Here is a 26,299-nt window from a genome sequence, read left to right as displayed (position 1 = left end):
GCACCCCTGACGCAGCCCTGCTCAATCGATCGTCTCGATCAGACGTGCCCGCAGCGTATCGTCCACCTGCGGCTCGTGACCGAACCACGCAGCAAAACCCGGCCGTGCCTGATTGATCAGCATGCCAAGCCCATCGACCCCCTGGAGTCCGCGAGCACGCGCCGCAGCCAGAAGGGGCGTTTCGAGCGGCATATAGACGATATCGGACACCACCAGATCGGACGACGCCAAAGCAAGTGTTGCGGCCCAGTCGTGAGTTTCCTGCCCTGCCATACCCAGCGACGTGGTGTTGGTGAGATGCCCGAAAGAGGCGAGAGCTTCGGGCCATTCCTGCCACTCCAGAACGGTACCGCCCCCCAATGCCTCGACCAGCGACTGGGCACGGCTGCGGGTACGATTGGCAATGGCCAGGTCGCATCCCGCATCGAGCAGTGCCGCACAAACGGCCCGCGAGGCCCCTCCGGCGCCAAGCACCAGTGTCTTGCGCGGCAGGGTGATCCCTGCCTGATCGAGCGAGTCCAGATATCCCGTGCCGTCGGTGCAATCGCCGAGGATGGTGCCATCGGGTGAAAAGACCAGCGTATTCACGGCCCCTGCCCGTCTGGCCTGATGCGTGTGCCTGCCAGCCAGACTGTAAGCGGCTTCCTTATGCGGGATCGTGACATTGAGGCCTGCAAAGCCAAGCGCCTGCAATGCGTGTACCCCGGTCTCGAAGCGCTCCGGCGCCAACGGCAGACGCAGGTAAAGACCGTCGATTCCGTAAGCCGCGCACCAGTAATTATGCAGGATGGGCGAGCGCGTATAGGCGAGCGGCCATCCCGTTACAGCCGCCAGAATAGGCTGGCCCTGCGGAAAAAGCGCCGCAAGTTCAGCCTTCGCATCTGCCAGGTTCAGTGCGCCGTCGAGATGGCGTTCCAGTAGAGCGGCAACAGCCGCGCCAGTCTCTGTGCCCAAGATATCTGTCCTGCCTCGTTTTCAATCAGATCCTGACGGATCTCTATCTCCAGATAGGGCAAACCGCCCTGCTCTGCATGATACGGCACGGTATAATCCGATGTCGCGGTCAGGACATAGGGTTCATTATCCCCCACGCACAGATCCCCCTCCTGCCGCAGCAGATCGAGCATGATCCGTGCCGAGCGCGTATCCCGATGATGCAGTATCCCCACATGCCACGGACGATCCGTCCCGTTCATGCGCGGCGTGAAGCTGTGCAGGGCGATCAGGGCCACGGGCGTTTGCCGCTGGCGTAGCAGTGCCGCGATCTGGTCGTGATAGGGATGAAGTATTTCGCGCTCACGACGCGTCCGACATGCCGCGCTCAGCGCCACGTTCGCGCCTATGGTTGTGTGGTCCGACACTGCCGGAATGGATGTCGGATGACCGGGTGCGCGATTGCTGTCGATCACGAGACGGGAATAGACCTGCTCGACCAGATCAGCGCCGAGCAGCGCCTGCAACTGCACACCAACCCCGTGGATACCGATATCCCAAGCGATATGTCGCCCCCAATCGGTCTCCTCCACCCCAAGACGCCCCAGCGCTCTGGGTACCTCACGCCCTGCGTGGTCGCTCACGAGAATGAACGGCGATGCACCCGTGGCTTTCGTTACCCGGTAGGGCAGCGGATCTTCAGGGCCGAGAAGAGGGGGAAGCTCGCTCATGAATTGCGCGCACCTTGCTGACTGACTAGGTTAGCCCACCTTGACCACAATCCCCATGCCATGGACAACCCCGTGACCGAGACCAAGCCCCAGCCATCGAGCGATACTCCCACCCAGACCGAAGCGCGTCTGGCCAACCCGCAATGGGGCGGGCGCTTTGCGGCCGGTCCGGCTGCCATCATGGCCGACATCAATGCGTCCATCGATTTCGATCGCAAGCTGTGGCGTCAGGATATTCGCGGCTCGCTGGCTCACGCTGCCATGCTCGCCCGCGTGGGTCTGCTGACGGCGGCCGAGGAACAGGAGATCCGCGACGGGCTTCACGGCATTGCCCGTGATATCGAAGCCGGGAATTTTCCTTTCTCGCAGGATCTTGAAGATATTCACATGAATATCGAGGCACGCCTGTCCGATCGTATCGGCGAGGCTGGCAAGCGCCTGCATACAGCGCGCTCACGCAATGACCAGGTTGCCACCGATTTCCGCCTGTGGGTGCGCGACGCCATTGACGGAATAAGCGGGCAGGTCACCGCGCTCATGCGCTCTCTGGCGACACGGGCACTGGAACATGCTGCTGACGCCATGCCGGGCTTCACCCACCTGCAGGTCGCCCAGCCTGTCACCTTCGGGCACCATCTGCTGGCCTATGTCGAGATGCTTTCGCGTGATCGCGACCGCCTGCGCGACGCCCGCGCACGTCTTAACGAATGTCCGCTCGGCTCTGCGGCGCTTGCTGGCACGTCCTTCCCAATCGACCGGCGCTTCACAGCAGCTCAGCTCGGCTTTGACCGCCCCACAGCCAACTCGCTCGATTCGGTGTCCGATCGCGATTTCGCGCTCGAATATCTTTCAGCTCTGTCGCTGCTCGGTATGCATCTGTCGCGCCTGTCGGAAGAGCTGGTGCTGTGGTGCTCGGCACCGTTCAGCTTCGTACGGCTTTCAGACGGCTTCACCACCGGCTCCTCCATCATGCCGCAAAAGAAAAACCCTGATGCCGCCGAGCTGGTGCGCGCCAAGGTCGGGCGCATCACGGGTGATTTCATGGGCCTGCTGATGGTGATGAAGGGCCTGCCTCTGGCCTATGCCAAGGACACGCAGGAGGACAAGGAGCCGGTATTCGATGCTACCGAGGCCGCAACCCTGTCTCTTGCCGCCATGGATGGCATGATACGTGACATGACCGCCAACACAGACAAGATGCGCGCCCTCGCCGGTGCCGGTTTCGCGACCGCGACCGACCTTGCGGACTGGCTGGTGCGCGTGCCGCGTCTGCCCTTCCGCACGGCGCATCATGTCACGGGCCGGCTTGTCGGTATGGCCGAAGCCAAGGGCTGCGATCTGGCTGATCTCACGCTGGAGGAAATGCAGAGCGTCGAGCCGCAGATTGATGCCAGCATTTTCGATGTACTGACCGTCGAATCCTCACTCGCCTCGCGCACCAGTGAGGGTGGCACGGCGCCGGAGAACGTCGCCCGCGCAGCAGGGCTCTGGCTGTCGCGCCTTGAGGAGAACGCAGCATGACCCGCTCGACCCGAATTCTCGGCCTGGCCCTGGCAGGCGCGCTCATGCTCACCGGCTGCGGCAAGAAGGGCGCGCCCCACGCCCCCGGCCCGGCCAGCAAGATCACCTACCCGCATAACTACCCGCCGGAGTAATCCGCCCTACCGTTGAAGGGCGTCCGGGCAATGGATGAGCGCGCCAGAGCAATAATGGCAGCCGCGCTCATCCCCTTCTCCCGCAAGGCACGCAGGCTCTCGGCACCATCCCGCTTGGACAGCTTGCGCCCGGTTTCATCGCAGATCAGCCCGTGATGAGCATAAAGCGGGGCCACAAAACCAAGCAATTCCTGCAATACACGATGCACCGAGGTCGCCTCGTAAAGATCCGCGCCTCGTGTGACGCAGTTAATGCCCTGACGGGCATCGTCGCAGGTGACGCAAAGATGGTATGAAACGCCATTATCGCGTCGCCCCAACACAACATCCCCAAAGTCCTGCGCCCGCCCTTCGACGCGTTGCGCGCCTTCCTGCCAGGAGGGGATACACCCGAGCCGCTTCAATGCTGCGTTCATATCGAGACGCCAGACATGCGGCTGATCCGGCACAATCTGGCCATAACGACCACGGCAATGACCGCCATAGACGGCGCTCCCATCCGGCGCGATGCCCTTCGCACCCGCCTGCATTTCGGCCCTTGAGCAGGTGCAGGCATAAACCAGCCCCTGTTCGCGCAATCTATCCAGCATGGACCGGTAGTAAGGCAGATGGGCTGACTGGCATATGACAGGCTCCGCGCTTTCGAACCCCAGCCACTCAAGATCGTCCAGAAGTGCCTGCGTGAAGGCAGGCAGGCAGCGCTGCGGGTCGATATCCTCAATGCGGATCAGGAATGTTCCGTCATGCCCTGCCATATCCCGCGCATGACAAGCCGAGGCAACGTGACCCAGATGCAGAAAACCCGTCGGGCTCGGTGCAAAACGTGTGCGAAATCCTGTCATCAAACCTTCGCTTGCCCTGCTCACGGAAAGCTGAAATAGTCAGATCCATAAGACAGACGGCGCGTATCTATAGGCGCTGGTTTCCCGTCGCGCTTGAGATAATCCGATCGTGCCGCCCTGTAAAAGAGGATGCGATCGATGCTTGCCAGCGCCCAGCATTTCCCCGCCCTTGTTCTGAATGCGGATTTTCGTCCGCTTTCATACTTCCCGCTATCGCTATGGTCCTGGCAGGAAAGCGTCAAGGCGGTGTTTCTCGACCGGGTTTCGGTCCTGAGTGAATACGACGATATCGAGGTCCATTCGCCGAGCTGCGTCATGCGCGTGCCCAGCGTTATTGCGCTGAAGGAATATATCCCCACAGCGCGACGACCGGCTTTTACGCGGTTCAACGTTTTCCTGCGTGACAACTTCTCCTGCCAGTACTGCCACGACCGATTACCCACGCATGAGCTGACCTTTGATCACGTTATCCCTCGTGCCAAAGGCGGCCGCACCACCTGGGAAAACGTCGTAACGGCGTGCAGCCCCTGCAATCTGATCAAAGGATCGAAACTTCCCGCCGAGATCGGCATGCACCCGCGCATCAGGCCTGTGCAGCCCTCGACACGGCGCCTGCAGGAGAATGGCCGCAGCTTTCCGCCAAACTACCTGCATGAAAGCTGGCGTGACTATCTGTACTGGGACAGCGAGCTGGAGGGCTGAGTTTCGCCCTCCCTATCCGCTTCCCCCTCAGGGCTTGGGCGCAAAAACTGCCGCATAGAGCTCGGGCTTGAACCCAAGCGTCACCGCTCCGTCACGCACCAGAACAGGGCGCTTGATAACGGTTGGATGCGCGAGCATCTGCGCCATAGCCTGAGCTTCCGTGCTGATCTGCTTGTCCGCCTCAGGCAGCTTGCGGAATGTCATCCCCGATTTATTGAGCAGTTTCTCCCACCCGACAGCGCCAACCCAAGACGCCAGTTCCTCAGCGCTCAGCCCATCCTTGCGCAGATCATGGTAGCGATAGGCAACACCCTCGGCATCCAGCCAGCGCCGCGCCTTGCGCACAGTGTCACAAGTCGTGATTCCATAGATAGTCACCCTTTGCTCCAATTACCCCTCCTCGTAAATGTCTATACCCAAATCTGGGCAGTATCATACCATGGATGGCGGCGCTTACCGGTAGCGTTCGACATTATCGCAAAGCCGATGATCGCCTTCTTTTCGCCCCTCAGGAGTACGGATCAAATCCACAGCCAAGCAAAAATTCGTAGACCTCGTCATAGGCGTGCTCCGGCCTGGTGACATCCTCTGGGGACCCTTTAGGAACAAAGACGATCATGCCTTGACGTGCTCTGGTGAGGAGAACCCGGTAGGCATTCGCCACGTAGCGCTGTCTCGCAGAATCATTAACCCGCTGCCAACGAGTCCCTTTGAACTGGAAGCTCGTCCATGCGTGGCCTTCCCGGCGATAATTGAGGTCCCAGCAAACGCAAGTCCAATCCAGCTCTAGCCCTTGGGTCTCAAATTCTGTGCCCACGTCCTCGAGCGCATCTGAAGATCGGACATCATCATGCGGCCCAAGAAACCAATGTTGCGGCTCAATCTTCGCTTTTACAAATAGCCCACAGGGTCGAAGTCTCACAGCGTTTGACGACGCCAGCAAACCGCTTCGCTCCTGCCCCCGACGCTTAGCGCGGAGCCAACGCCGCGCAGCCTCTAAATCACGGGTCACCAAAAGCGGAAAACGAGTAAGCCCTTGTCTCACCTGCCGTGCACGCGCCGCCTCCCCGGCGACGACATACGATATGAATTCTGATAGCCGCTCAGCGCGGAAGGATCGGATAGACGTCGATAAATGCAAAGGAGCAGCCAGCTCCCGATTAGGCAAAACGCTTTCATAGGTGAGTTCTGGGGAGAGATGGACCCGCCAATGGGGGAAAATCCCCTCAAGCGCGCGCAGCCACTCATCGATGCCTGCTTCGCCCGTATTGATCTCTTGCCCGTTACCAATGAGGCAAACCACTACGCACCAATCTGGATGCCGATCCATGACCGAAAGGAGGAACGCAGGCTCTGACATTGAGAACCCCGGCTGCCCTCGCTTCTGTTGCATAAACTTTGATGTTTGCTCGACGTCCCAAGCGCGCTGCGCCTCATCAAACACGACGACCTTTTCGGCAGGCGGTGAAACACAATTCAAGGCCTCGTCGCGGAAATGATGGATGTTCTGAATGAAAGTCTCGGCGCGACGGCGCTCCCGGACTTTGCTGCTATCCTCGTTTTTTTCTTTCGCTGCTTTCACTGCGTCAACCGTCAGGGCTTCCCGTAACACCTCGACTAATGGGCCGTTGCCTGACAGGAACACGGCATGTTCCTCAGCATGAGCGCGTTGACGATCGGTGGCTAGGTTAAGACCGGCCAATGTCTTGCCTGATCCTGGTACCCCCGTGATGAAACAGATCATTTTGCGATGCTCGCGCTTCGCGTTTTCGATCACGCGCGCAACGTATTGAGCAGTCTGCGTCAGGTTTTCCGCGCCGGCTTCCGAACGCGATATGCTGTGGACCGAATGACCATGATATAGCGCCTGCGCGGCTTCAATAATCGTCGGTGTCGGCTGATAGCGACCAGCTTCCCATCTCACTGGGTCGATAGCAGGGGTTGTGTTTAGGTTGGAAATTTCTCGGATAGCCCGTTCGAGATCATTCTCGCCTAACGCGATGGGTTTCATCAGGCCGTCATCATCGAACCGATACTCAGGTGTCGAGGGTGCTTGCCACGATGTTGCTACCGCAATGGGAATGACGGGGAGAGTATGGCTCGTTTCATGAAAGTTTTTAAGATCCAGCGCGTAGCCGTAAACTTGATCAAGATCCCCGCGGCTTAGATATTTCGCGCCGATCTTATATTCGATCACGAATACGATGCCATGGAGCAACAAAACCAAATCGGCCCGCCGCCCCATCCGAGGGATGAGAAATTCCATAAAGGCGTGGGCCTTCGGAAACGCCTGAAGCACTCTCCGGAGATGTCCGATTTGATAGACCCAAGCTCCGCGTTGTGTCTGCTCAACGCTGAACGGCAATTCCGATGCCAGCCGACCAAGCAATGCCTCGTCGGACGCCGCATCAAGCTCGGTTTTGTCGAGAGATAGGTAAGCGCGTGCCATAAATGCCCCAAGGCGATCAGCTATCGAGTAGTCGAGTTGAAAAGCCTGTTCTCGAGCCAAGCATCGTGCAAACAGAACTGCATGTGCCGAGGCCTAGCCTAATGTAAAAGAAGCGCCCCATCTGAACAGGGCGCTCCTTTCAATTTCGTCGGATCAGCGTGGTACCAAGATCGTACGGGATCACTCCCACTCGATCGTGCCTGGCGGCTTCGAGGTAATGTCGTAGGTGACGCGGTTGATGCCACGCACTTCGTTGACGATGCGGCCCGCAACACGGTTCAGGAAGCCGAAATCGAAGGGGTAGACCTCAGCCGTCATGCCGTCCGTGCTGGTTACGGCGCGCAGGGCACAGGCCTGGTCGTAGGTGCGGCCGTCACCCATCACACCCACGGTGCGGACCGGAAGCAGCACAGCAAAGGCCTGCCATATGGCGTCATAAAGCCCGGCATTGCGGATTTCTTCGAGATAGATCGAGTCCACCTTGCGCAGCAGATCGAGCTTTTCGCGATCGATTGCGCCCGGAATACGGATCGCAAGGCCCGGCCCAGGGAAGGGATGACGCCCGACAATGGCTTCTGGAATACCGAGTTCGCGACCCAGGGCGCGCACTTCGTCCTTAAACAACTCGCGCAGAGGCTCGACCAGCTTCATGTTCATGCGGTCAGGCAGACCGCCGACATTATGATGCGACTTGATCGTGACCGAAGGGCCGCCGGTGAAGCTGACGGACTCAATCACATCCGGATAAAGCGTGCCTTGCGCAAGGAACTGTGCGCCGCCCAGCTTGGTGGCCTCTTCCTCGAACACCTCGATAAACAGACGCCCGATGGCCTTGCGCTTCACCTCCGGGTCCGTCACGCCAGCCAGGGCGTTCAGGAAGAGATCAGACGCATCGCGATGAACAAGGCTGATGTTGAAACGGCCACGGAAAGTCTTGACCACTTCATCTGCTTCGCCCGCGCGCAAAATGCCCGGATCGACGAAAATGCAGGTGAGCTGATCGCCGATGGCATCATGAATCAGCTTCGCCGCCACGGAGGAGTCAACACCGCCTGACAGACCGCAGATCACACGACCGGAACCTACCTGCTCGCGAATACGGGCGATTTCGAGGTCACGGAAGCCGGCCATGGTCCAGGTGCCCTTACAACCGGCAACCTCATGCGTGAAGTTCTTGATAAGCGCGGCACCATGCGGGGTGTGCACCACTTCCGGGTGGAACTGCACACCATACAGGCGACGCCCCTCATCGGCGATGATGGCAAACGGTGCCCCTTCCGACCACGCGACAGCGCGGAAACCGGGCGGAAGCGCCGTGACGCGATCACCGTGGCTCATCCAGACCTGCTCACGATGGCCGCGCGACCAGGCACCACGGAACAGGGCACAATCTTCGGCAATCTCGATGTGAGCCCGACCGAATTCACGGTGCTCATGGGTTTCGACCTTGCCACCGAGGCGCGCGCACATGGCCTGCTGGCCATAGCAGATACCCAGCACGGGAACGTTGAGGTCAAACACGACATCGGGGATCTGCGGTGCATTGTCGTCATGAACGCTGGCCGGGCTGCCTGAGAGGATGATGCCACGCGGGTGGAAACCGCGGATCTTCTCTTCTGTCGCGGTGAAAGGCCAGATTTCGCAATAGACGCCACTCTCACGCACGCGGCGGGCAATGAGCTGCGTGACCTGACTGCCGAAATCGAGGATCAGGATACGATCTTCATGAAGCTGCAGGTCAAGGTTATCGGCGTTTTGCGGGGCGGTGTCGGTCATGGCGCTCTTTCAACACGTCGTGCATGGGCAAGTTCTGTGGGCATCGTATAGGATGTTCGTCGTGCATCGTCATCCCAAACGACGCGTTATGCCCGCCTAAATGTCACCATTCCTTCATTCAGACGAGACCGATATGTCGTATTCCCGCTTTCGCCCCCTGCCCTGCGTGGCGCTCCTTGGTGTGATCGGGGCGCTTTCGGCCTGCTCCTCCCCCCAGCCTCCCAGCAAGGACCCTGTCGGCCTCTGGACCGGAGCGCTCGTCACCGATGAAGGCAGCTGCCCTACGAACACGGATTCGACCTTACAGATTGGCAGCAGGGCCATCAGCTTCACGCCGGGCGATAACGCGCTCGTTCTGAAGGGTGTGCGTGGGGCGGACCCGCACCACTACCATGCGCAGCTTGACCTCAAGGACGCACAGGGCAAGCCGTACAGCATCGTGTTCGACGGGTATCCGGTCGGCAATGCCATCGGGGGCATCTATGGTGCGCCAACATGCCGCGCCCATATCGTCATGACCCGTCCAAATCATTGATTGAAAAAAATTCTTTTTCCCTCTTGCGGGGTTTGGAAACTCGCAGTAGAACCCGCCCCACGACGCACCCGTAGCTCAATTGGATAGAGCACCAGACTACGAATCTGGGGGTTAGAGGTTCGAGTCCTTTCGGGTGCGCCAGTATACATCGTGATCAGTCAAATGATCACTTCGCACCCGTAGCTCAATTGGATAGAGCACCAGACTACGAATCTGGGGGTTAGAGGTTCGAGTCCTTTCGGGTGCGCCATACTCCAATAAAAATCAACGCCCACCGGAAACCGTCAATACGGTTCCTGTGATATAACGTGCCTGATCCGATGCCAGGAAAAATACTGCATCGGCGATATCACTCGGCTCGGCAATCATTCCCATCGGCACAATCGCACTTGCTCGCCTGCGCATCTCATCCGTGACGTGAGCGGTACGGGTCATGCCAGGCGCCACCGCGACTACCCGAAGCCCGTCGGCTGCCACCTCATCTGATAGCCCCTTGGTCAAACTTTCGATTGCCCCCTTGCTCGTCGCAAGCGGGACATGCCCCGGCACGCCCCCGAGGCGCGCTGCGATAGATGAGATATTGATGATGACCCCACCTTTGCCACCAGCCTTGGTGGACATATGACGCACGGCTTCCGCACTTACGAGCATTGTGCCCAGGATGTTGGTATCAATGACATCTTCAATCTCGGGAGGCATCGTGTCCGTCAGTGCAGCGGCACGGCCAGCAATACCCGCATTATTGACGACAACACTGATCGGACCCATCAACTCGATGGTGCGGCAAAAAACACTGGCAATCGCTTTGGAGCAGCGTATGTCGAGCTGCATCGCCAATACCGAGCATCCCGCGCGAACGAGGACTTGCGCCAGGTCTCGCGCGGCGGAGTGGTCGTGCGCGTAGGTAAAGGCAACATGACGCCCGGCAAAGGCAAAGCGCTGGACGATCGCCCGACCAATTCCACGTGAGCCGCCTGTCACGAGCACAGCCCCTGGAGGAGTGCCGGGCTCACGAGAGCCATTCCAGATGGAGTCCGGAGGAGCCGGATCCACCTGTTCGAGATTTTTCATTCTGAGGTCCCGTTATTATTTTTATTGGTCGGGATTGTCTTGCTGGCGCAGAAATGAACGGATTTTTCTCCGCTCAGAAATTTCGTAGTGGTGATGCTGGCCTTAATGCACCAACTGCGCCAATGCCGCGCAAACATCGCTTTCAAGGAAAGGCTTGGAAACAAAGAGGCTGCGCGGCGGCAACGCAAAGCTCCCCGGTGCCTTGCGACCCGAGGTCAGGACGAATGCGACATCGGGGCGTGTACGGGAAAGGTGATGACCAAGTTCCAAGCCCGTCATCGTGCTAGGCATCTCAAAATCCGAGAAAACAGCGCGGATCTGGGGATTTTTACGCAGAACCACAAGCGCCTCGTCAGCGTCTTCGGCTGCAATAACGGTGTAACCCGCCTGCTCAATCATCTCCGAGACATAGAGACGCAGCAATACCTGGTCCTCAACGACCAGAACGGTCGGGGCTGCGACGCCCTGCGTAGCGTTGATGGATTCCAGGGATGAACTCGCGAACATGATGGCTACGTCTCCTGAGAGAGCTTTGAGCCATAACAACGTAAGTGGAGGCGTTTGGTTTTGAGCCCCCCTATCGCGTTCTACCTAACGGTTTTGTTAACAATCAGTTCGTTAGCGAAACCTGCTGCCGTACCACCCTGCCCTTCGTGTGCCGTGACATCAATCCCGGCGATCGCCCAGATTGCCCCCTTACGGACCAGAAGTGGCGCGCCACTTGCACCATGAGTCGCCGCACAATCATGGTCCACCAATTGCCCCCGCACACGAATCACATGGCAATCCATATCACCTGTCGCAAGTTCCATACGGTCCTGCTGGTACCCGGCCAGCATGGCTGCCTGACCGGGTACCGCCGCCACGATCGGCAACAGATCCTGCGACTTCATGAGAGGCTGATCCAGTATGACCGTCGCATGATCAGCCTGACTGGTGCGCAGCGGGTGGAACGGATCATAGGTCGAGGGAATGATGAATTTTACCCCTCGCGCCGTGCCCCGCCATGCCCCCGTGTCATAACCAAGCATGAAGTGCACACTTGAAGGCTGTATGAAATTGGCAGCTTCATCGCGCCACAGGCAATGAGCCGCCGTCATGATGACAGAGGGCGCGACAAGAAATCCGGAACATTTCACGCCGAGTTCAGTCTGCACGCGCCCCAGAATACGCCAGGGCGGCCGGTTGACATCAACAACATGTCGTGTGCCAGACCCCACACCCACCAGTGAGGGCTTCTCGGCAATCGCCGCTAAGGCCGCCTCAGGCACGACGAAAGCCAGCACCGCAAGAGCGATGCTCTTATATCTCATAACGAGCCCCCCGCCCTATCAAGACCGTCATGACGCCGTTCCGTCTGACACCTCGTCACCATTCTGGACGAGATGATTGGGACCGAAAGACCATGGGAGCAGGGCTTCAAGCGTTGTCTCGAGCAAGAGCACGCCCTCTGTGTTGACGATCTTGATGTCCAGATCCGGCGCGCCGAATTCCCGCAATCTCTGGCGACAGCCTCCGCATGGGGTGCAGGGCGCTTCACCCGACCCGACAATCACGATCTCGTCGATCCGGCGCCCACCGGCCATGACCATTGCGGCAATCGCCCCCGCCTCCGCACAACTTCCCTGGGGATAGGCTGCGTTTTCCACATTACACCCGGCATGGATCACCCCATCACAGCGCAGCGCAGCGCCGACATGGAAGCGCGAATAGGGTGCATAGGCTCGCTTGCGCGCGGCCAGGGCCGCCTCGATCAGGTCCCTACTCATCAAATATCCTTCTCCCTTGCATAATCGCAGCTTGGAAGCCGCAGATTGCCCTTGTAGTCTGTCATTCATGACACGCCACGACCCTGATATCATGAACCTTCTCGCCTCTCGCCCCTCGTTGCATATGGATGGGCAGGATGGTCTGCTGTTTGAGGGGGTTCCCCTCCAGACAATAGCAAGCGCGGTTGGCACACCATGCTGGGTCACGGGCGCAGGGACGCTCAGACGGCGTACCCGCAATCTCAGGAAAGCCTTCACTGAGCGTGGCATCGACATATCGCTGCATTATGCGCTCAAGGCGAATGACCATCTCGCGACCCTGACCGTTCTGCATCAGGAGGGTTGTGGCGCCGATGTCGTGAGCGGTGGCGAGTTGCGCCGCGCTCTTGCCGCCGGAATCAGCCCGTCGCAGATCGTGTTCTCAGGTGTCGGCAAGACAGATGCCGAGCTCATGCTCGCCCTGCAGGAAGATATCGGCCAGATCAATGTGGAGAGCGTGGAGGAGCTACGGCGCCTTTCGCACCTTGCCCGCGCCTCCAGCCTCACGGCCCGGGTGGCCCTGCGCGTCAACCCGCATATCGATGCGGAAACCCACGACAAAATCAGCACGGGGCGACTGGGCGACAAGTTCGGAATCGACTGGGCCGATGTCCCGGCCCTCTACCGCGAAGCCAGCACCCTGCCGGGTATCGATATCCGCGGGCTGGCGACCCATATCGGCAGCCAAATACTATCGCCAGCCCCGTTCAAGGCCGCCTATGCCCGTATCGCCGAGATGGTGGTCGGTCTGCGCGAAGAAGGTCTGAGCGTTTCGGTGGTGGACTGTGGCGGCGGTCTGGGTGTGCGCTATCGTGACGAACTCGCTCCGCCCCCGGCCGCGCTCGCCGGGGCAATTGCCGAGACACTGGGCCATCTCGATCTGAAACTCGCCATTGAGCCCGGTCGCTGGATCGCGGCACCGGCCGGCGTCCTTCTGGCCTCGGTGATCGATCTCAAAGCCCAGCGCGAGGGTATTTCGGACTTCGTGATCGTGGATGCGGCGATGAACGATCTGGCGCGCCCAAGCCTTTACGGGGCCTGGCACGGCATCATCCCGCTTGCGCCCGATCTTGCCTACGCTGAAACGGCCCCCCAGACCGTTGTGGGGCCCGTTTGCGAGTCGAGTGACGTTCTGGCCAAGGACCGACTTTTGCCTGCGGTACGCACGGGCGATCAGATCGCCATTCTCGATACGGGTGCCTATGGCGCCGTCATGAGTTCGACCTACAATAGTCGCCCCCTGGCCGCACAGGTCATGATTGAAAACGGCCAGTGGCAAGTGGTGCGCAAGCGGCAACGGGTCGAAGCGCTTTGGGGTGATGACAGCATACCGGAGTGGCTGGATAGCGAATGAGCATGGCGCCGCCCGCACCGTCTTCCGGCTCCAGCCTCACGCCCGAGATGCGCGTCCACAAAGCGCGTCATCGGGCAAGACGTGTGCTCTGGCTCGAATCTGCCTGGTCTGCCGTCCAGCGGCCTCTGGCGCTCGTAGGTGCCTACGCCATATCGGGGTTGCTGCGCCTTCCGCAGTCCCTGCCGGACACGCTACACGCGTTTCTGCTGGCGGGCGTTGCGGGAGGGGCCATCGCCCTCGCTGCCCGCAATCTGACGCGTTTGCCCCCGCCCTCGCCCGCCCTCATAGACAGGCGCATTGAGCGGGCTTCCGGATTGGCACATCAGCCTCTCGCTGCGCTTGATGACTATCCGGCTGATGGCGAAGAAACCGCCCTGTGGCGCGTGCATATGGCTCGTCTGCGCGACAGCGTTGGGCGGTTGCGCACGGGCTGGCCACGACTGATCTGGACCACTGGCCGAAAATCCGGTTGGGCAGGGTTCGGGATATGCCTGATCGCGACACTCGCTCTGTCGGGTCCGGCGGCACCCTCGCGCCTCGAGGCCGCCTTCCTGCCGGGCGTGGATGATATCGATGTCCCGTTGCCGCAGATCGAGGCCTGGGTCGACATGCCGGATTATGCCCCCGGCGCACCCGTTTTCCTGACGAACACCACCACGCCGCCGCGCCTCCCGCAGGATGCGAAACTCACCATCCATGTCACCGGCGCACGCTCGGGTCCCCATCTTCTGGGCATCGAGACGAGCGATGTCGCCACGAAGCAACTCGATTCCGGAAGCTGGAGCTTCACCGCCAAACTCGCTCATAGCGGCAGGATCTCCGTTCGCTCGCGTGGCCGGACGGTTGGCGAATGGCAATTCGAGATCGACCCCGATCTTGCCCCCGAGGTTGCGTGGACATCACCGCCAGCGCCTGCAAAAGACGGCACCGATCTCGCCATGCCCTGGAGAGTTGCTCAGGCACATGGCGTGGCGGGACTGCAGGCTGAAATCACACTCAAGGCCAATCCGGACAAGCCTGCGCTGAACGTACCCATTCCTCTCAAAGGGGTGCCCAACAAGGCGGACGGCACGTTCCAGAGCGACCTTACCGCTTCGCTATGGGCGGGAGAGGCTGTCGCGCTGCGGCTCAAGGCCACGAGCCGCAGCGGCAGGACAGCCTACAGCAAATCCGAGACGGTGACGCTCCCTGTGAGGGTTTTTCACGATCCTGCAGCCCGCGCCCTGGTGAGTCTGAGGCATCGTTTCGGGCTCGACCGCGAAACTGCCGCACAGACTGCAGACGAACTGAGGGCGATTGCGAGCGCATTGCCGCTGCAGGAGAAAGGCAGCATCCTCGCGCTCCTCTATGCCGCCGCCCAGCTTGAGGATCAGGATTCAGACGGAGCCAGAGAGAACACGATCGGGCTTACCTGGGCTGTCGCGCTGTATCTGGAAGATCTGCGCAACACGGACCGTGACACCGCACAGGCTAATCTTGAGATCCGCGCGGCGCAGAAGGCCGTACAGGACCAGATCGCCCATATGCGTGCGCTGGGCCCTGCCGGGCATAGCGAAGCCGAGCAGCAGGAACTTGCCTCGCGCATGAAGACGCTGCGCGAGGCCCTGAGCCGACGCATGCAGGCCCTGATGCAACGCAGCATGCAGCTTGGTACGGTTATTCCCGACATCGGTGACTCACCCGATGATGGATCGGACCCGGTATCGAGGCTCATGCGCCGTCTGCAATCGGACGCGGCCAATGGCAATGCCGATCAGGCGATCAAAAGGCTGGACGACCTTTCGCGAATGGCCGAGCGTATGCGCACGGCCACCCCGGAGGACCTGGCGCAGATCGCCCAGCAGCTTCAGGCGCAGGCACGGGCGCGAGCCCAGAAAGCGACCCTGCATGATCTCGTCAGACGTGAAACCACCCTGCTCGACCATGCCCAGTCCCGCCTGAACCCTGGCCAGCGCGCCGCGCACGAGGCCATGCTGAACCAGAATGCCCCGGGGCAGGATGTCAGTGCCATGTCCACCGCTGAGTTACTCAAGCGCCTCGGGATGGCCCCGCCGCCGGATATGGATGAGGCAACGCCCCCCGCCCAGCCTCCATCTCTTTCGCCAGACGAAATCGCGCTGCAGCACGAGGAGAGGCGCAACGACCATGCTGTCCAGCGTGCCCTGCAAATGGTGGCCCGCCTGCTCAATGACGACATAAAGGGCTTGACCGGCAAGACGATGCCGGGCCTGACCAAGGCCGATCAGGACATGAAGGCGGCGCGTGCAGCCCTGGCCGCCGCGCAGGACGGACCTGCTGAAATCGCCATACGCAAGGTGCTCAAGGATCTCGCCGAAACTGGCCAGCAGATGAGTGAGGCACAGAAAGGCAAGAACCATGGCGGTGGACCGCTCGCCTTGCTGCCCACAATGGGAAGCTCGGGCCACGCCCAGGGTGGCAAGGACAAGAAAGGCCAGAGCCAGGCTGATAGCGACGATGACGACAACGGAGACGGCCAGTCCGGTGACAAGAGCGACCGCGATCCCCTCGGCCGGAAAACCGGCAAGGGCCATTCTGGCGCTGACACGGACGGCACAGTGCCGGAAGCAGACAGCCGCGAAAAAGCCAGGGAAATCGAGCGCGAGCTTCGCCGACGTGATGCAGATCGGACACGCCCCCAGAGCGAGCTCGACTATCTGGACAAGCTGCTGAAATCCTACTGAGCCACACGACCAGCGTTTCTGGAATGCGCGCTTCACCCGGCGCGGCAAAGGGATGCGCTGGCCCGCGCTATCCCGGCGGGTCCTTAATGAAATCTGGAGGTTAAGGGACACCGTCGCCGAATCGCGTGATGCTGCTGCCGATCGTCTGTGTCCCAAGCTTGTACACTAGCCCGCCTGCGCAGAGCACCTGCCCAAACCCTGTTGGACACCTCAACCCTCGCGCGATGAACTGGAGGCAGACCGCCGTTGTGGCAACAAAACGATGCAATTTTGCAACATCGACCGAGTGCTTTGCAGAAACGTAACGTCACAGAACGATAACGACCTTGCAATAAAAAGATAGAAAACGCAGCCTCGTGAAACCAAGTTATTCCGAGGGCAAACTTTCATGAAAATCGTTAATTTGCAGAGACGAGGGCGATTGCTGCTGGGTGCGGCCATTATCCTTTCCCCTGTCGTAACGAATGTCGCAGCCCATGCGCAGACGGCTGCAGCGACCACGCATCATCGCAAGGCGGCCAGGCACAGCACGGCTCGCAAGACCACCACTCGTCCGGTCAACGGACCGCAGCTCGGCGCCCAGACAGCGCCCGCAGCCACGATGGTCCCCACACGCTCGCAGAACGCGCTGCGCAATGTCGCGCCGGCAAGCGCTGTATCGTTCTCGCAGGGTGGCAAGTCTGAAGAGCTCATCGTCGTCGGTTCAGCCCTGAGCACGGCCCATAATACGAGTGCCAATCCGGTACAGATCGTTACAGCCAAGCAGATCCAGCAGACGGGCACGACCAACCTCAACGACTACCTGTCGCGCCTCCCTTCGATCGGTTCGAGCGGCACCACCAACAACAATACCAACGGCACAGGGGGCGCTGCCTGCGTCGATTTGCGTAACCTGGGCCAGAACCGCGTTCTGGTGCTTGTCGATGGCAAGCGCACCACGCCGAACGGCAATAACAACTGTATCGATCTGAACACGATCCCGGTACAGATGGTCCAGTCGGTCGAAATCCTGAAGGATGGTGGTTCGGAACTCTATGGTGCCGACGCCGTATCGGGCGTGCTCAACATCAAGCTTCGCCACGACCTGAATACTGGCAGCATCACCATGCGCGGCGGTATTACCGGTCATGGTGACAACCGCACCGGTATGCTCTCGGCCATGAAGGGCTGGAACTTCGATCACGATAAGGGCAACATCACCCTTGGCGGCAGCTACATGACGCAGGGCGGTATCCAGCAGCGCAACCGCTCATGGTCCGCTACATCTCTAGGCGCGCCTGGTACCTATCCGAACCAGCCAGGGCTACAGGTCGGTTCAATCATCACGCCGGGCGGCACCTACGTTGGTCAGGATACCGGCGCCACTTATGTCGGCAACATTGATAACGGCTCGCTCAGCCCCTACAGCAAAAGCAAGCGTTACAACTACGGCCAGAACACGTCGCTGATGAACGCTTTGCAGGATTCGACCCTTTCGGGCGATCTGCATTACGAGATCAACAAGCATTTTGACCTCTATTCGAACGTGCTTTACGCCCATCGCTCATCCAAGACGAGCCTTGCCCCTGAGCCTGCAAGTGGTAGCGTACCGCCCTCGCCTCTGCCCAATTCGATCATTCTCGGCGCCGATTATCCTGGCAATCCGGCGGGTGAGGATCTGCAGCTCTATCGCCGCCTGAACGAGTTCGGTCCGCGTATCGACAATAACGTCAGCGACACGGTCACCGGCATGTTCGGCGTGCGCGGCGATATCGTGCGCGACTGGAAGTACGACCTGTCCTACACCTATGGTGCAAGCCAGGTGACGGATGAGATTCAGGGCGTCGGCAACTACTCAAAGCTGCTGCAGGAATGGGGCCTGGAAAATGCGATTGATCCGAACGACCCTTATGGCGCGCTGATCTACAACCCGAACAGCTGCGCGGGCTCACCGGGCTGCGTGCAGTCCAACGCTTTCACGCGTCTGTCGCCGGGTGCCGCGCAATACGCCAATTACACCACGTACCAGCACACCATGTATCAGCTGCGCGACCTGAACCTGCGCATCCACAACAACCACATCTTCCATATGCCCTGGAAGGGCGGCGGCGATTTCGGCGTGGCGCTCGGTATGGAGCATCGTGGCGAGCAGCTCTCGAACAATCCCGATCCGCTGGTGCAGAGCGGCTACTCGCTCACCAACACGGTGCAGTCGACCTCGGGCGGCTTCAACGTGACGGAAGGCTATATCCAGGGCCATGCGCAGCTCCTCAAGGACGTTGCCTTCGCCAAGGATCTGTCGATCGACGGTCAGGGCCGTTACTCGTCGTACAACACCTTCGGCGGCGCCAAGAACTGGAAGGTCGGTATCGACTGGGCACCGACACGTGACATCCGCTTCCGCGGCACGCTGGGTACGTCCTTCCGTCAGCCGAATGTTTACGAACTCTATGGTGGCGTCGGTCTCGGCTATCCCGCAGCATCCGATCCCTGCGCTGGTGCAGCGAACCCTATCCTGATCGCGAACTGCATAAAGGGTGGCGTTGCCAACCCGCAGAACTTCAACTCGGCCAATTCCGGCCAGGTACCCACCCTTTCGGGCGGCAACAGGGCGCTGCAGCCTGAAACCGGCCGTACCTACACGTTTGGCACGATCATCACGCCGCGCTGGGTGCCGGGTCTGTCTGCCTCGGTTGAATACTGGCATTACACGATTGGCGGCCTGATCGGTTCGCTTCCCACGCAGTATATCCTGAACCAGTGCTATCAGGAGAGCGTCCAGTCCTATTGCAGCGATGTCAACCGTCTGCCCACCGGCCAGATCAACACGGTTTCGGCGCTTGACCAGAACCTGGGCGACCTGATCACCAGCGGTATCGATTTCGATCTGAACTATCGCTTCCGTGTTACACGTCATGACTCGTTCATCGTCGACAATAACTTCCAGCAGCTGGTCAAGTACAAGCAGCAGCAGCAGCCCGGCGGCGCGTATCTGAACCAGACGGGCGCCCTGTTCTATCAGAACGGTATCAGCCAGCCGCGCGTACGTGACTACGCCACCCTGACATGGCAGCATGACGCTTTCCGTGTTTCCTACATGTTCCAGTATATCGGTGGTGCAAACTGGAATGACGGTAGCGCCTTCCTCAGCGAGGAAAATCCGGCAGCCAACGCCCGTATCAAGACACCTGCAATGGTTCAGCAGGACATCTCGATCGGGTACACTTGGAAGCGCTGGAACTTCGAAGGCGGCGTGCAGAACATCGCTGGCAAGAACCCGCCTTTCGTCCTCAACGCAGCCTCCAACTCGGCTGACAGCACCTATGGCGGCTTCTATCTGGGCCGTTACATCTTCCTGCAGGCTGGTCTGAACTTCTGATCACCCCAGACGCGGAGCTCTGCTCCGCGTCATGGAAGAAAGACGACCAAAAAGGGAGAAGGGCCTGCGCCTTTCTCCCTTTTTTCATGCGCATCCCGCGCCATACAGAATGACGCGTATCAGCTCCCGCGATAGGTCGAATAGCCGAAGGGCGAGACCAGCAAGGGCACGTGGTAATGCCCGGTCTCCGTCATGCCGAAATCGATCTGCACCACATCCAGAAAAGGTGGCTCGGGCAGATCATGCCCACGCGCCCTGAAATAGGCCGCCACGCCGAAGCGAAGCACATAAGCGCCTGCCCCAACCACGATATCCTTCAGGCCGGGACAGCGGCCATCCTCATTTGTCGCTCCGGAAAAGAGCACGCGATCATCATGAAGCAGGGTGATCGTCATACCCTGTGCGGGCACGCCCCCTGCCGTATCGAGAACATGGGTGGAAAGGCTGGTCATGATGCTATCCTGTCCTTGAGTCTGAGCAACGCAATCTGGTCGATCTGACCGAGGGCCTCCGCCAGTTCCTCCTGCGGTGACTGCGCCAGTCGACGTTCGATCTCCTGACGCATACGCTCCTTGGTGGCCTGTCGGACACAGATGACGAAAGGCATATTGAAACGTGCCTGATAGGCTTCGTTCAAAGCGCGGAAGGCGATGAATTCAGCCTCGCTCAACCTGTCTAGACCCGCCCCCTCCTGCTCGGCAGCCGAGAGCCTGCCCAGATCGGGGTCTACACCAAACTTACGTGCGAGCTCCGGATGGGCCTTGACCAGTGCTTTCTGCCTGTCGTGATCGGCATCGCGTATGATCTGCGATGTTGCGGCGATCATGGCCTCCGGGCCTGAAAAGGGCGCCTGAGGCCACGCCTCGGCCACGATCCAGGGCGTGTGCTCATAGATATCGCCATAGGCCGATACGAATTCTTCCCGTGTGTTCGCGGTGATCATGCGGGGTGATGCTCCTGCCAGTGACGGGCGATATCGAGCCGTGTCGTAACCCAGGCGTCCTGATGGGCCTGCACATGGGCGATGAAACGTTTGAGCGCCAGCGCACGGGCGGGCCTGCCTGCAAGGCGACAATGCAGGCCGACAGACATCATACGCCCGCCCTCCTGATACAGCATGTCGAACGTATCACGCAGATAACGGAAGAACTGCTCGCCTTCGGTAAAACCATTGAGCGCGACGAGCTTCATGTCGTTCACGTCAAGCGTGTAAGGCACGATCAGCTGCGCCCGGCCATAACGACGGTCGTAATAGGGCAGATCATCGGCATAGGAATCGGCGTCGTAGACGAAGCAGCCTTCCTCGGCGACAATCCGGGCGGTGTTCGGGCTTGTACGCCCCTGATACCAGCCCAGCGGAGCCTCGCCCGTGACCTCTTCATGCAGCCTGATGGCTTCCCGGATATGCTCGCGCTCGATTGCTTCCGGGATGTCCTGATAATCGATCCATCGATAGCCGTGGGACGCAATCTCCCAGCCTGCCTGCTTCATGGCCGTTACAGCATCGGGATTGCGGGCAAGGGCCATTGCCACACCGAAAACCGTAAGGGGTAAACCTGCCTCGGTGAAAAGCCGGTGGAGACGCCAGAAGCCGGCGCGAGAGCCGTATTCATACAGGCTTTCCATCTGCATGCAGCGCGCGCCGATGATCGAACGGGTACCGACCATCTCCGACAGAAAGGCCTCGGAACCGGCATCGCCATGCAGAACGTTGTTTTCGGCGCCTTCCTCGTAATTCAGAACGAACTGGACGGCGATGCGGGCGCCGCCAGGCCATGCAGCCTCGGGGGGATTGGCACCATAGCCGAGCAGGTCGCGTGGATATGCCTGTGTCATGCCTGTTCGTTCTCTCCCATTCAAAGCGCTGCCACGCCGCCATCGCTGCGCGGGTCGGTGGCCCCTTCCATTGTGCCATCCTCATAGCGCCGAATGGCCCCGGCATGACCCATTGCCGTGGCAAATGGCGTCAGACTCTCGACGTCGTGACCAAGCGCGCTCAGCCCCTCCAGGATTTCCGGACCAAAGCGCGTTTCCATCTTGAGCGTTGTGGTAGTTTCGCCCCAGGTGCGCCCCAACAGCCAACGCGGTGCCGTGATCGATTCCTGAAGGCTCAGCCCGGCGATGACATTGCGCGCCACGATGGCCGCCTGGGTCTGCGGCTGTCCCTCGCCGCCCATCGTGCCATAGGCCAGCAAGCTCCCATCATTGAGCGCGGCCATGGCGGGATTGAGCGTGTGGAAAGGCCTGCGCCCCGGCACGAGGCTACGCAGACGCCCGGGAACGAGGTCGAAACTGGCACCGCGATTCTGCCATACCAAGCCGCTCTCCGGCAGAACGATGCCCGAGCCGAATTCGAAATAGAGGCTCTGGATCATGCTGACGGCCCAGCCCTGCGAGTCCATCACGCCAAACCACGTGGTATCGCCCTGCTGGGTCTGATGGGGCCAAGGTGCCGCTCGGGTCAGATCAATGGAGGCTGCCATATCATCCAGAGCAGCGTGATCGGACAAAAGCGCCTGTGGAGAGGTTTCCATGATGGCAGGATCGGCAATCACGCGATCACGCCAGATGAAGGCGGCCTTTGTCGCTTCAACCCAGCGATGAATGTCGTCAACCGTATCAGCCCCGGTCACGCCCAGCCGTCCGGCCAGAGCCAGAATCAGCAGGGAAGCCGCGCCCTGCGTGGGTGCGACCATGTTGAAGAAACGACCATGATGCAGCGTGGTCTCAAGCGGTTTCGTCAGGAGCGCTTCATGGTGGTTGAGGTCGTCGCGGCTGACCGGCGAACCACAGGCCGCAAGATCAGCCGCGATCTGATCGGCCAGCTTGCCATGGTAAAAATCGCCCAGACCGGCATTGGCGAGACGTCGCAACGTGCGCGCCAGCGCCGGATTGCTGTGCACGGCGCCCGCAATCGGCATATCGCCTTGTGGCAGGAACAGGCCACTGAAATTGGGCATGTAGCTCAGCACGTCAAGATGGGCAGCCATAAGCCCGGCCATGCTTTCCGTAACCACCATGCCACTCTCGGCGTGATCGATGGCGTCGGCCAGCAATGTCGAGAGAGGCAACGCCCCTCCCGCATAGGCAAGCGCTCGCGACCAGCCCGCAACCGTACCGGCAACCGTGTTGGCTGCCAGCCCGCCACGCCAGGGCACACTGTCACATTCCGCATAGAGTTCGGGAGTCGCGTTCTGGGCGAGCCTGCCGCACGCATCAATGGCCACGGTTTCGCCATCAGGGCGGCGAATGAGCCAGAAGCCATCTCCCCCAAGGCCGGTCATATGGGGGTAAACCACAGACAGGGTTGCAGCCACGGCCACGGCTGCCTCGACCGCGTTGCCTCCCGCCTTGAGAATGTCCCTCCCCGCCTGCGCCGCAAGATGATGCGGGGCGGTAACCATTCCCTTGCGGGAGCGTGCGCTGAAAAGCATCAATCCTCCAGAATACGGGCGCGAGCGACGCCAGCGCGTTCCAGCGCCTCGCCGAGCGCAACGAGACGATCTTCACGCCCCGGCTGCGCCACGAGCTGGACGCCAAGCGGCATCCCGCTGCCGACATTCGCGTCGATGGCCAGAGGCACTGTCAGGACAGGGAAACCGGCCAGAGTCAGGGGCTGGGTGTAAAGGCCGAGATTGGCACGCGCAGAAACCGGTTGACCACCAATTTCGATGACGGGCGCATCAATCCGCGGAGCGGGGCCGACCACGGCGGGTGCAACAAGAATATCTGCCTCGAGAAAAGCTTCGTGCATGCGCTCACGAAACCAGTGGCGGATCTTGTGTGCTCTGAAAACATGCGGTGCAGGCACAAGCGCCCCTGCGAGCAGGCGATCACGCACCGCCGGATCATACTGCTCCGGGCTGTGACGCAAGCGATCGAGATGCAGCCCTGCCCCTTCGGATGCGCTGATGACAAATGCCGCGGCACGCGCCCTTGCAACCTCTGGCAGAACGATCTCTCTGCGTATCGACAGGGCCGTGCAGAAAGCTGCGAGAGCCGCTTCCATCTCCCGCGACATATCCTGGGCGAACCAGCCGCCAAGCCGCGCCATTTTCAGCCCTGCAACATCCACCCGCGCCAGAGGTGACGCGCTCAGCACCTCCACCATCACCCGCATATCGGCAGCGCTTGCCGTGAAAGGCCCGACCGTATCGAGACTGGCGACAAAAGGATAAGACCCCGATACCGACAGCAGGCCCTGTGTGGCGCGCAGGCCCCACACACCACAAAGCGATGCCGGCACACGGATCGAGCCATTCGTGTCAGAGCCGAGGGAGAGCGGGAAATATCCCGCAGCGACGCCTGCCGCAGACCCACCGGAAGACCCACCGGCGAGACGCGCGCTGTCATGCGGATTTTTCGTTATGCCATAATGGGCATTGTCTGTCGCAAAACCGTAGGCAAATTCATCCATATTGGTCGTGGCGAGCGGTATGGCGCCAGCCTCGATCAGCCTGCTGACCAGCAGCGCATCACAATCGGCCGGCGCTTCGCTGGCCAGCACCTTCGACCCAGCCGTAGTGACCAGACCTTGCACATCAAACAGGTCCTTGATGCCAAAAGGCACCCCTGCCAGCGGTCCGGGGTCGATCCCCTCGGCCACAAGAGCATCGATGCGGCGCGCCTGATTGAGCGCCCGCTCCGACAGCAGGCGCGTGACGGCATTGACGGTGCCATCGCGCTGGGCGACACGGTCGAGGCAGTTCTCGATCAGGCCAAAAGCGCTGCGTTCGCCCGACCTGACAGCGCGCGCAATCTCGGTGGCGTTCATGGATGATACTCGAAAGCGGGCTCCGTGCGCTCGGGCAGATCGAGCGACAGGACGAGATTCTGGTACCGGGCGAGCAGGGCGAGATTCTCCAGCACGCCGGGTTGGCAATCGACCGGAATCGTCAGATCGAGCGCAGCCGCACGCGCATTGAGCGTGGCCTCGTCAATCATGCCTGCTCCTCACCCTCCCGACCGAGACTGACGAGTTCCTCCGCGTCATAGGCGAGCAGGCTCTCAAGGTGCTTTTCACCATCCTGGACAAACAGGTCGCAAGCAATCGAGCGGGCCAGGCGGTCCACGCCATAGCGCATGCCGCTGATCGAGGCGCCCGAAAGTCCCATGCTCGGCGTCGCCGCAAAGGTGAAGTTATAGATCGCCCCGAGCATGGCGGCATCCGGATGAGCCGGGTCGCGCGGCAGGAACTGGCTCTGCGGGCCAAGATAGGGATAGGAGTCCAGAACGGCGCTTTCCTCGCCCTGTGGGGCCTCGAAACGATCGCGCCACAGCGCAACGTTTCCGGCAAACGAGGCTGTTTCCGGCCGCTTGCTGAAATCGATCACGAAGCCGGTGCCGATGATCAGGAAGTCAAATTCCATCGTCCCGTGAGGCGTATCGACGGTAATGGTCTCACCCTCGCAGCGCGCGCCAAGCCAAGGGGTATCACCATGGAAGCTGAACCCGTCATGACGGCTGCAACGCCAGAATGTGTCCTGCGGCGGCGGCTGATTGAGATCGAAGATGCGGCGCATGAAGCGCCAGCGTGTCAGATCGGGCAGCGCCGGGAAATGGGCCAGAAACCCCGCATTTTCCATCCAGCGATACGGGTTGATGCGCGGCAGGGTCTTGCGGCGTATGCAGACGGCAACCGAACTGGCACCGGCTTCTAGCGCGGTCGCCGCATTATCGAATGCGGAGGCGCCGCCGCCGAGCACACCGACACGCTTGCCACGCATCGCCTCGAAATCGATCGGCTGATGCGTGTGCGCGTAGAGATGGCTGGGAACCGCCTCGCGTATGAATTCCGGCACATGCCATGACCCGCTACCCTCAATGCCGGTCGCCAGCACAAGGCGGCGTGCCCAGACGTGAGAGATCTCTCCCTCCTGCGAGCGGAACTGCAGATGCAACAGGCCATCCTGCCACACGACATCGACCAGTTCACGGTTGTGCTCCACTGGGAGAGCAAGTGTCTCCTCATACCAGTCGAGATAGGCCTGCCAGTCGCGCCGGTCGATCTTGCCCAGCGACTCCCATGCATCCTTGCCGTAACGCGCCTCGAACCAGCTTCGCGGCGTCAGCGAGGGGATGCCGAGATCAGGGCCAGTCACGTGCTTGGGTGTACGCAGCGTGATCATCCGGGCAAAAGTAACCCAAGGTCCCGCCTGCCCCTTTTTTGCGCGCTCGAATACCCGAACGTTATGCACGCCAATGCGACGAAGCGCGAAAGAGGTCGAGAGACCTCCCTGCCCGCCACCGATCACCGCAACATCGAGCACTGGCTCACCATGATGGGTCAGGGTGGACGAGACCCAGGGACCCGACGCATAGGCGATTTTCTGAAGATCCTCATGAACCCGGTCAGCGAGGTCACGGAGCGCTTTGTTCTGCAT

General features: G+C 60.5%; 24 protein-coding genes and 2 tRNA genes. 9 read left to right on the top strand and 17 right to left on the bottom strand.

Going from position 1 to position 26,299, the window contains the following annotated elements:
- Positions 1 to 21: 21 nt before the first annotated feature.
- Together F3J08_RS02260 and F3J08_RS02255 are read right to left on the bottom strand one after the other, a co-directional pair.
- Positions 22 to 888 carry a shikimate dehydrogenase gene (locus F3J08_RS02260; RefSeq protein ID WP_166928326.1) on the bottom strand — a complete coding sequence of 289 codons (867 nt, stop codon included), beginning with the start codon at positions 886 to 888 and terminating at the stop codon, positions 22 to 24.
- A 2-nt stretch (positions 889 to 890) separates the two neighbouring features.
- Complete coding sequence (locus F3J08_RS02255) at positions 891 to 1,664, bottom strand: N-formylglutamate amidohydrolase (protein WP_166928252.1); 774 nt, start codon at positions 1,662 to 1,664, stop codon at positions 891 to 893.
- A 60-nt stretch (positions 1,665 to 1,724) separates the two neighbouring features.
- Here F3J08_RS02255 and argH point away from each other — a divergent pair, with 60 nt between their 5' ends.
- Together argH and F3J08_RS02245 are read left to right on the top strand one after the other, a co-directional pair.
- Positions 1,725 to 3,185, top strand: a complete 1,461-nt coding sequence (argH, locus tag F3J08_RS02250) for an argininosuccinate lyase (protein ID WP_166928251.1) — start codon at positions 1,725 to 1,727, stop codon at positions 3,183 to 3,185.
- A complete protein-coding gene (locus tag F3J08_RS02245; protein WP_166928250.1) occupies positions 3,182 to 3,319 on the top strand; it encodes a hypothetical protein in 138 nt (45 codons plus the stop codon). Before argH ends, F3J08_RS02245 begins: the two co-directional genes overlap by 4 nt.
- Here the strand turns inward: F3J08_RS02245 and gluQRS are convergent.
- Positions 3,304 to 4,161: a tRNA glutamyl-Q(34) synthetase GluQRS gene (gene gluQRS / locus F3J08_RS02240; RefSeq protein ID WP_166928249.1), complete on the bottom strand. Its 858-nt coding sequence runs from the start codon at positions 4,159 to 4,161 to the stop codon at positions 3,304 to 3,306. The two genes, F3J08_RS02245 and gluQRS, sit on opposite strands and share 16 nt — an antisense overlap.
- Before the next feature lie 138 nt (positions 4,162 to 4,299).
- Here gluQRS and F3J08_RS02235 point away from each other — a divergent pair, with 138 nt between their 5' ends.
- Positions 4,300 to 4,863, top strand: coding sequence for an HNH endonuclease (locus F3J08_RS02235; protein WP_023978366.1), 564 nt, complete (start codon positions 4,300 to 4,302; stop codon positions 4,861 to 4,863).
- Between the two features lie 27 nt (positions 4,864 to 4,890).
- Here F3J08_RS02235 and F3J08_RS02230 read toward each other — a convergent pair whose 3' ends face one another.
- The 3 genes from F3J08_RS02230 to guaA form a co-directional block, all read right to left on the bottom strand.
- Positions 4,891 to 5,241: an ArsC family reductase gene (locus tag F3J08_RS02230; protein WP_370458648.1), complete on the bottom strand. Its 351-nt coding sequence runs from the start codon at positions 5,239 to 5,241 to the stop codon at positions 4,891 to 4,893.
- 130 nt (positions 5,242 to 5,371) lie between these two features.
- The gene (locus tag F3J08_RS02225; protein ID WP_240149062.1) at positions 5,372 to 7,372 is read right to left on the bottom strand and encodes a DUF2075 domain-containing protein; all 2,001 of its coding nucleotides are present in this window, start codon (positions 7,370 to 7,372) and stop codon (positions 5,372 to 5,374) included.
- 120 nt (positions 7,373 to 7,492) lie between these two features.
- Positions 7,493 to 9,088, bottom strand: a complete 1,596-nt coding sequence (gene guaA, locus F3J08_RS02220) for a glutamine-hydrolyzing GMP synthase (RefSeq protein ID WP_166928247.1) — start codon at positions 9,086 to 9,088, stop codon at positions 7,493 to 7,495.
- A gap of 133 nt (positions 9,089 to 9,221) precedes the next feature.
- Between guaA and F3J08_RS02215 the strand changes: the two genes are divergently transcribed.
- The 3 genes from F3J08_RS02215 to F3J08_RS02205 all read left to right on the top strand — a co-directional run bounded on the left by F3J08_RS02215 (position 9,222) and on the right by F3J08_RS02205 (position 9,873).
- Entirely contained in the window at positions 9,222 to 9,623 is a 402-nt protein-coding gene (locus F3J08_RS02215) for a hypothetical protein (protein ID WP_166928246.1), read from the top strand.
- A 64-nt stretch (positions 9,624 to 9,687) separates the two neighbouring features.
- A tRNA-Arg gene (locus F3J08_RS02210) sits at positions 9,688 to 9,764 on the top strand.
- A 32-nt stretch (positions 9,765 to 9,796) separates the two neighbouring features.
- Positions 9,797 to 9,873, top strand: a tRNA-Arg gene (locus F3J08_RS02205).
- Between the two features lie 14 nt (positions 9,874 to 9,887).
- On the opposite strand, the gene F3J08_RS02200 is transcribed toward F3J08_RS02205, so the two are convergent.
- From F3J08_RS02200 to F3J08_RS02185, 4 genes are all read right to left on the bottom strand, one after another.
- A complete protein-coding gene (locus tag F3J08_RS02200) occupies positions 9,888 to 10,694 on the bottom strand; it encodes an SDR family NAD(P)-dependent oxidoreductase (RefSeq protein ID WP_166928245.1) in 807 nt (268 codons plus the stop codon).
- 102 nt (positions 10,695 to 10,796) lie between these two features.
- On the bottom strand, positions 10,797 to 11,201 hold the full coding sequence (locus tag F3J08_RS02195) for a response regulator (protein ID WP_166928244.1): 405 nt from the start codon (positions 11,199 to 11,201) through the stop codon (positions 10,797 to 10,799).
- Positions 11,202 to 11,281: 80 nt separating this feature from the next.
- The gene (locus F3J08_RS02190) at positions 11,282 to 12,007 is read right to left on the bottom strand and encodes a serine protease (RefSeq protein WP_166928243.1); all 726 of its coding nucleotides are present in this window, start codon (positions 12,005 to 12,007) and stop codon (positions 11,282 to 11,284) included.
- A gap of 27 nt (positions 12,008 to 12,034) precedes the next feature.
- Positions 12,035 to 12,532 (bottom strand): cytidine deaminase, encoded by a 498-nt coding sequence (locus F3J08_RS02185; RefSeq protein WP_370458647.1) that lies wholly within the window; start codon positions 12,530 to 12,532, stop codon positions 12,035 to 12,037.
- A 22-nt stretch (positions 12,533 to 12,554) separates the two neighbouring features.
- On the opposite strand from F3J08_RS02185, the gene lysA reads away from it, so the two are divergent.
- From lysA to F3J08_RS02170, 3 genes are all read left to right on the top strand, one after another.
- Positions 12,555 to 13,856 carry a diaminopimelate decarboxylase gene (gene lysA, locus F3J08_RS02180; RefSeq protein ID WP_231944547.1) on the top strand — a complete coding sequence of 434 codons (1,302 nt, stop codon included), beginning with the start codon at positions 12,555 to 12,557 and terminating at the stop codon, positions 13,854 to 13,856.
- A complete protein-coding gene (locus tag F3J08_RS02175; RefSeq protein ID WP_166928241.1) occupies positions 13,853 to 16,558 on the top strand; it encodes a DUF4175 domain-containing protein in 2,706 nt (901 codons plus the stop codon). The genes lysA and F3J08_RS02175 overlap by 4 nt, the downstream gene beginning before the upstream one ends.
- Positions 16,559 to 16,946: 388 nt before the next feature.
- Entirely contained in the window at positions 16,947 to 19,916 is a 2,970-nt protein-coding gene (locus F3J08_RS02170; RefSeq protein ID WP_166928240.1) for a TonB-dependent siderophore receptor, read from the top strand.
- Positions 19,917 to 20,035: 119 nt separating this feature from the next.
- Here F3J08_RS02170 and uraH read toward each other — a convergent pair whose 3' ends face one another.
- The 7 genes from uraH to F3J08_RS02135 are packed head-to-tail and all read right to left on the bottom strand — an operon-like array spanning position 20,036 to position 26,299.
- Positions 20,036 to 20,368 (bottom strand): hydroxyisourate hydrolase, encoded by a 333-nt coding sequence (gene uraH / locus F3J08_RS02165; protein WP_166928239.1) that lies wholly within the window; start codon positions 20,366 to 20,368, stop codon positions 20,036 to 20,038.
- Entirely contained in the window at positions 20,365 to 20,859 is a 495-nt protein-coding gene (uraD, locus tag F3J08_RS02160; RefSeq protein WP_166928238.1) for a 2-oxo-4-hydroxy-4-carboxy-5-ureidoimidazoline decarboxylase, read from the bottom strand. The genes uraH and uraD overlap by 4 nt, the downstream gene beginning before the upstream one ends.
- Positions 20,856 to 21,752, bottom strand: coding sequence for an allantoinase PuuE (gene puuE / locus F3J08_RS02155; RefSeq protein ID WP_166928237.1), 897 nt, complete (start codon positions 21,750 to 21,752; stop codon positions 20,856 to 20,858). Before puuE ends, uraD begins: the two co-directional genes overlap by 4 nt.
- A gap of 20 nt (positions 21,753 to 21,772) precedes the next feature.
- Positions 21,773 to 23,350 carry a gamma-glutamyltransferase family protein gene (locus F3J08_RS02150; RefSeq protein ID WP_166928236.1) on the bottom strand — a complete coding sequence of 526 codons (1,578 nt, stop codon included), beginning with the start codon at positions 23,348 to 23,350 and terminating at the stop codon, positions 21,773 to 21,775.
- Positions 23,350 to 24,690, bottom strand: coding sequence for an AtzE family amidohydrolase (locus F3J08_RS02145; protein ID WP_166928235.1), 1,341 nt, complete (start codon positions 24,688 to 24,690; stop codon positions 23,350 to 23,352). The genes F3J08_RS02150 and F3J08_RS02145 overlap by 1 nt, the downstream gene beginning before the upstream one ends.
- Positions 24,687 to 24,860: a DUF4089 domain-containing protein gene (locus tag F3J08_RS02140; protein ID WP_166928234.1), complete on the bottom strand. Its 174-nt coding sequence runs from the start codon at positions 24,858 to 24,860 to the stop codon at positions 24,687 to 24,689. Before F3J08_RS02140 ends, F3J08_RS02145 begins: the two co-directional genes overlap by 4 nt.
- A complete protein-coding gene (locus F3J08_RS02135; RefSeq protein WP_166928233.1) occupies positions 24,857 to 26,299 on the bottom strand; it encodes an NAD(P)-binding domain-containing protein in 1,443 nt (480 codons plus the stop codon). The genes F3J08_RS02140 and F3J08_RS02135 overlap by 4 nt, the downstream gene beginning before the upstream one ends.

Source organism: Asaia sp. As-1742, from assembly GCF_011753235.1.
Lineage (GTDB): Bacteria > Pseudomonadota > Alphaproteobacteria > Acetobacterales > Acetobacteraceae > Asaia > Asaia bogorensis_B.
Note: the sequence above shows the minus strand (reverse complement) of the source record. Positions and strands in the feature narration are given on the sequence as shown.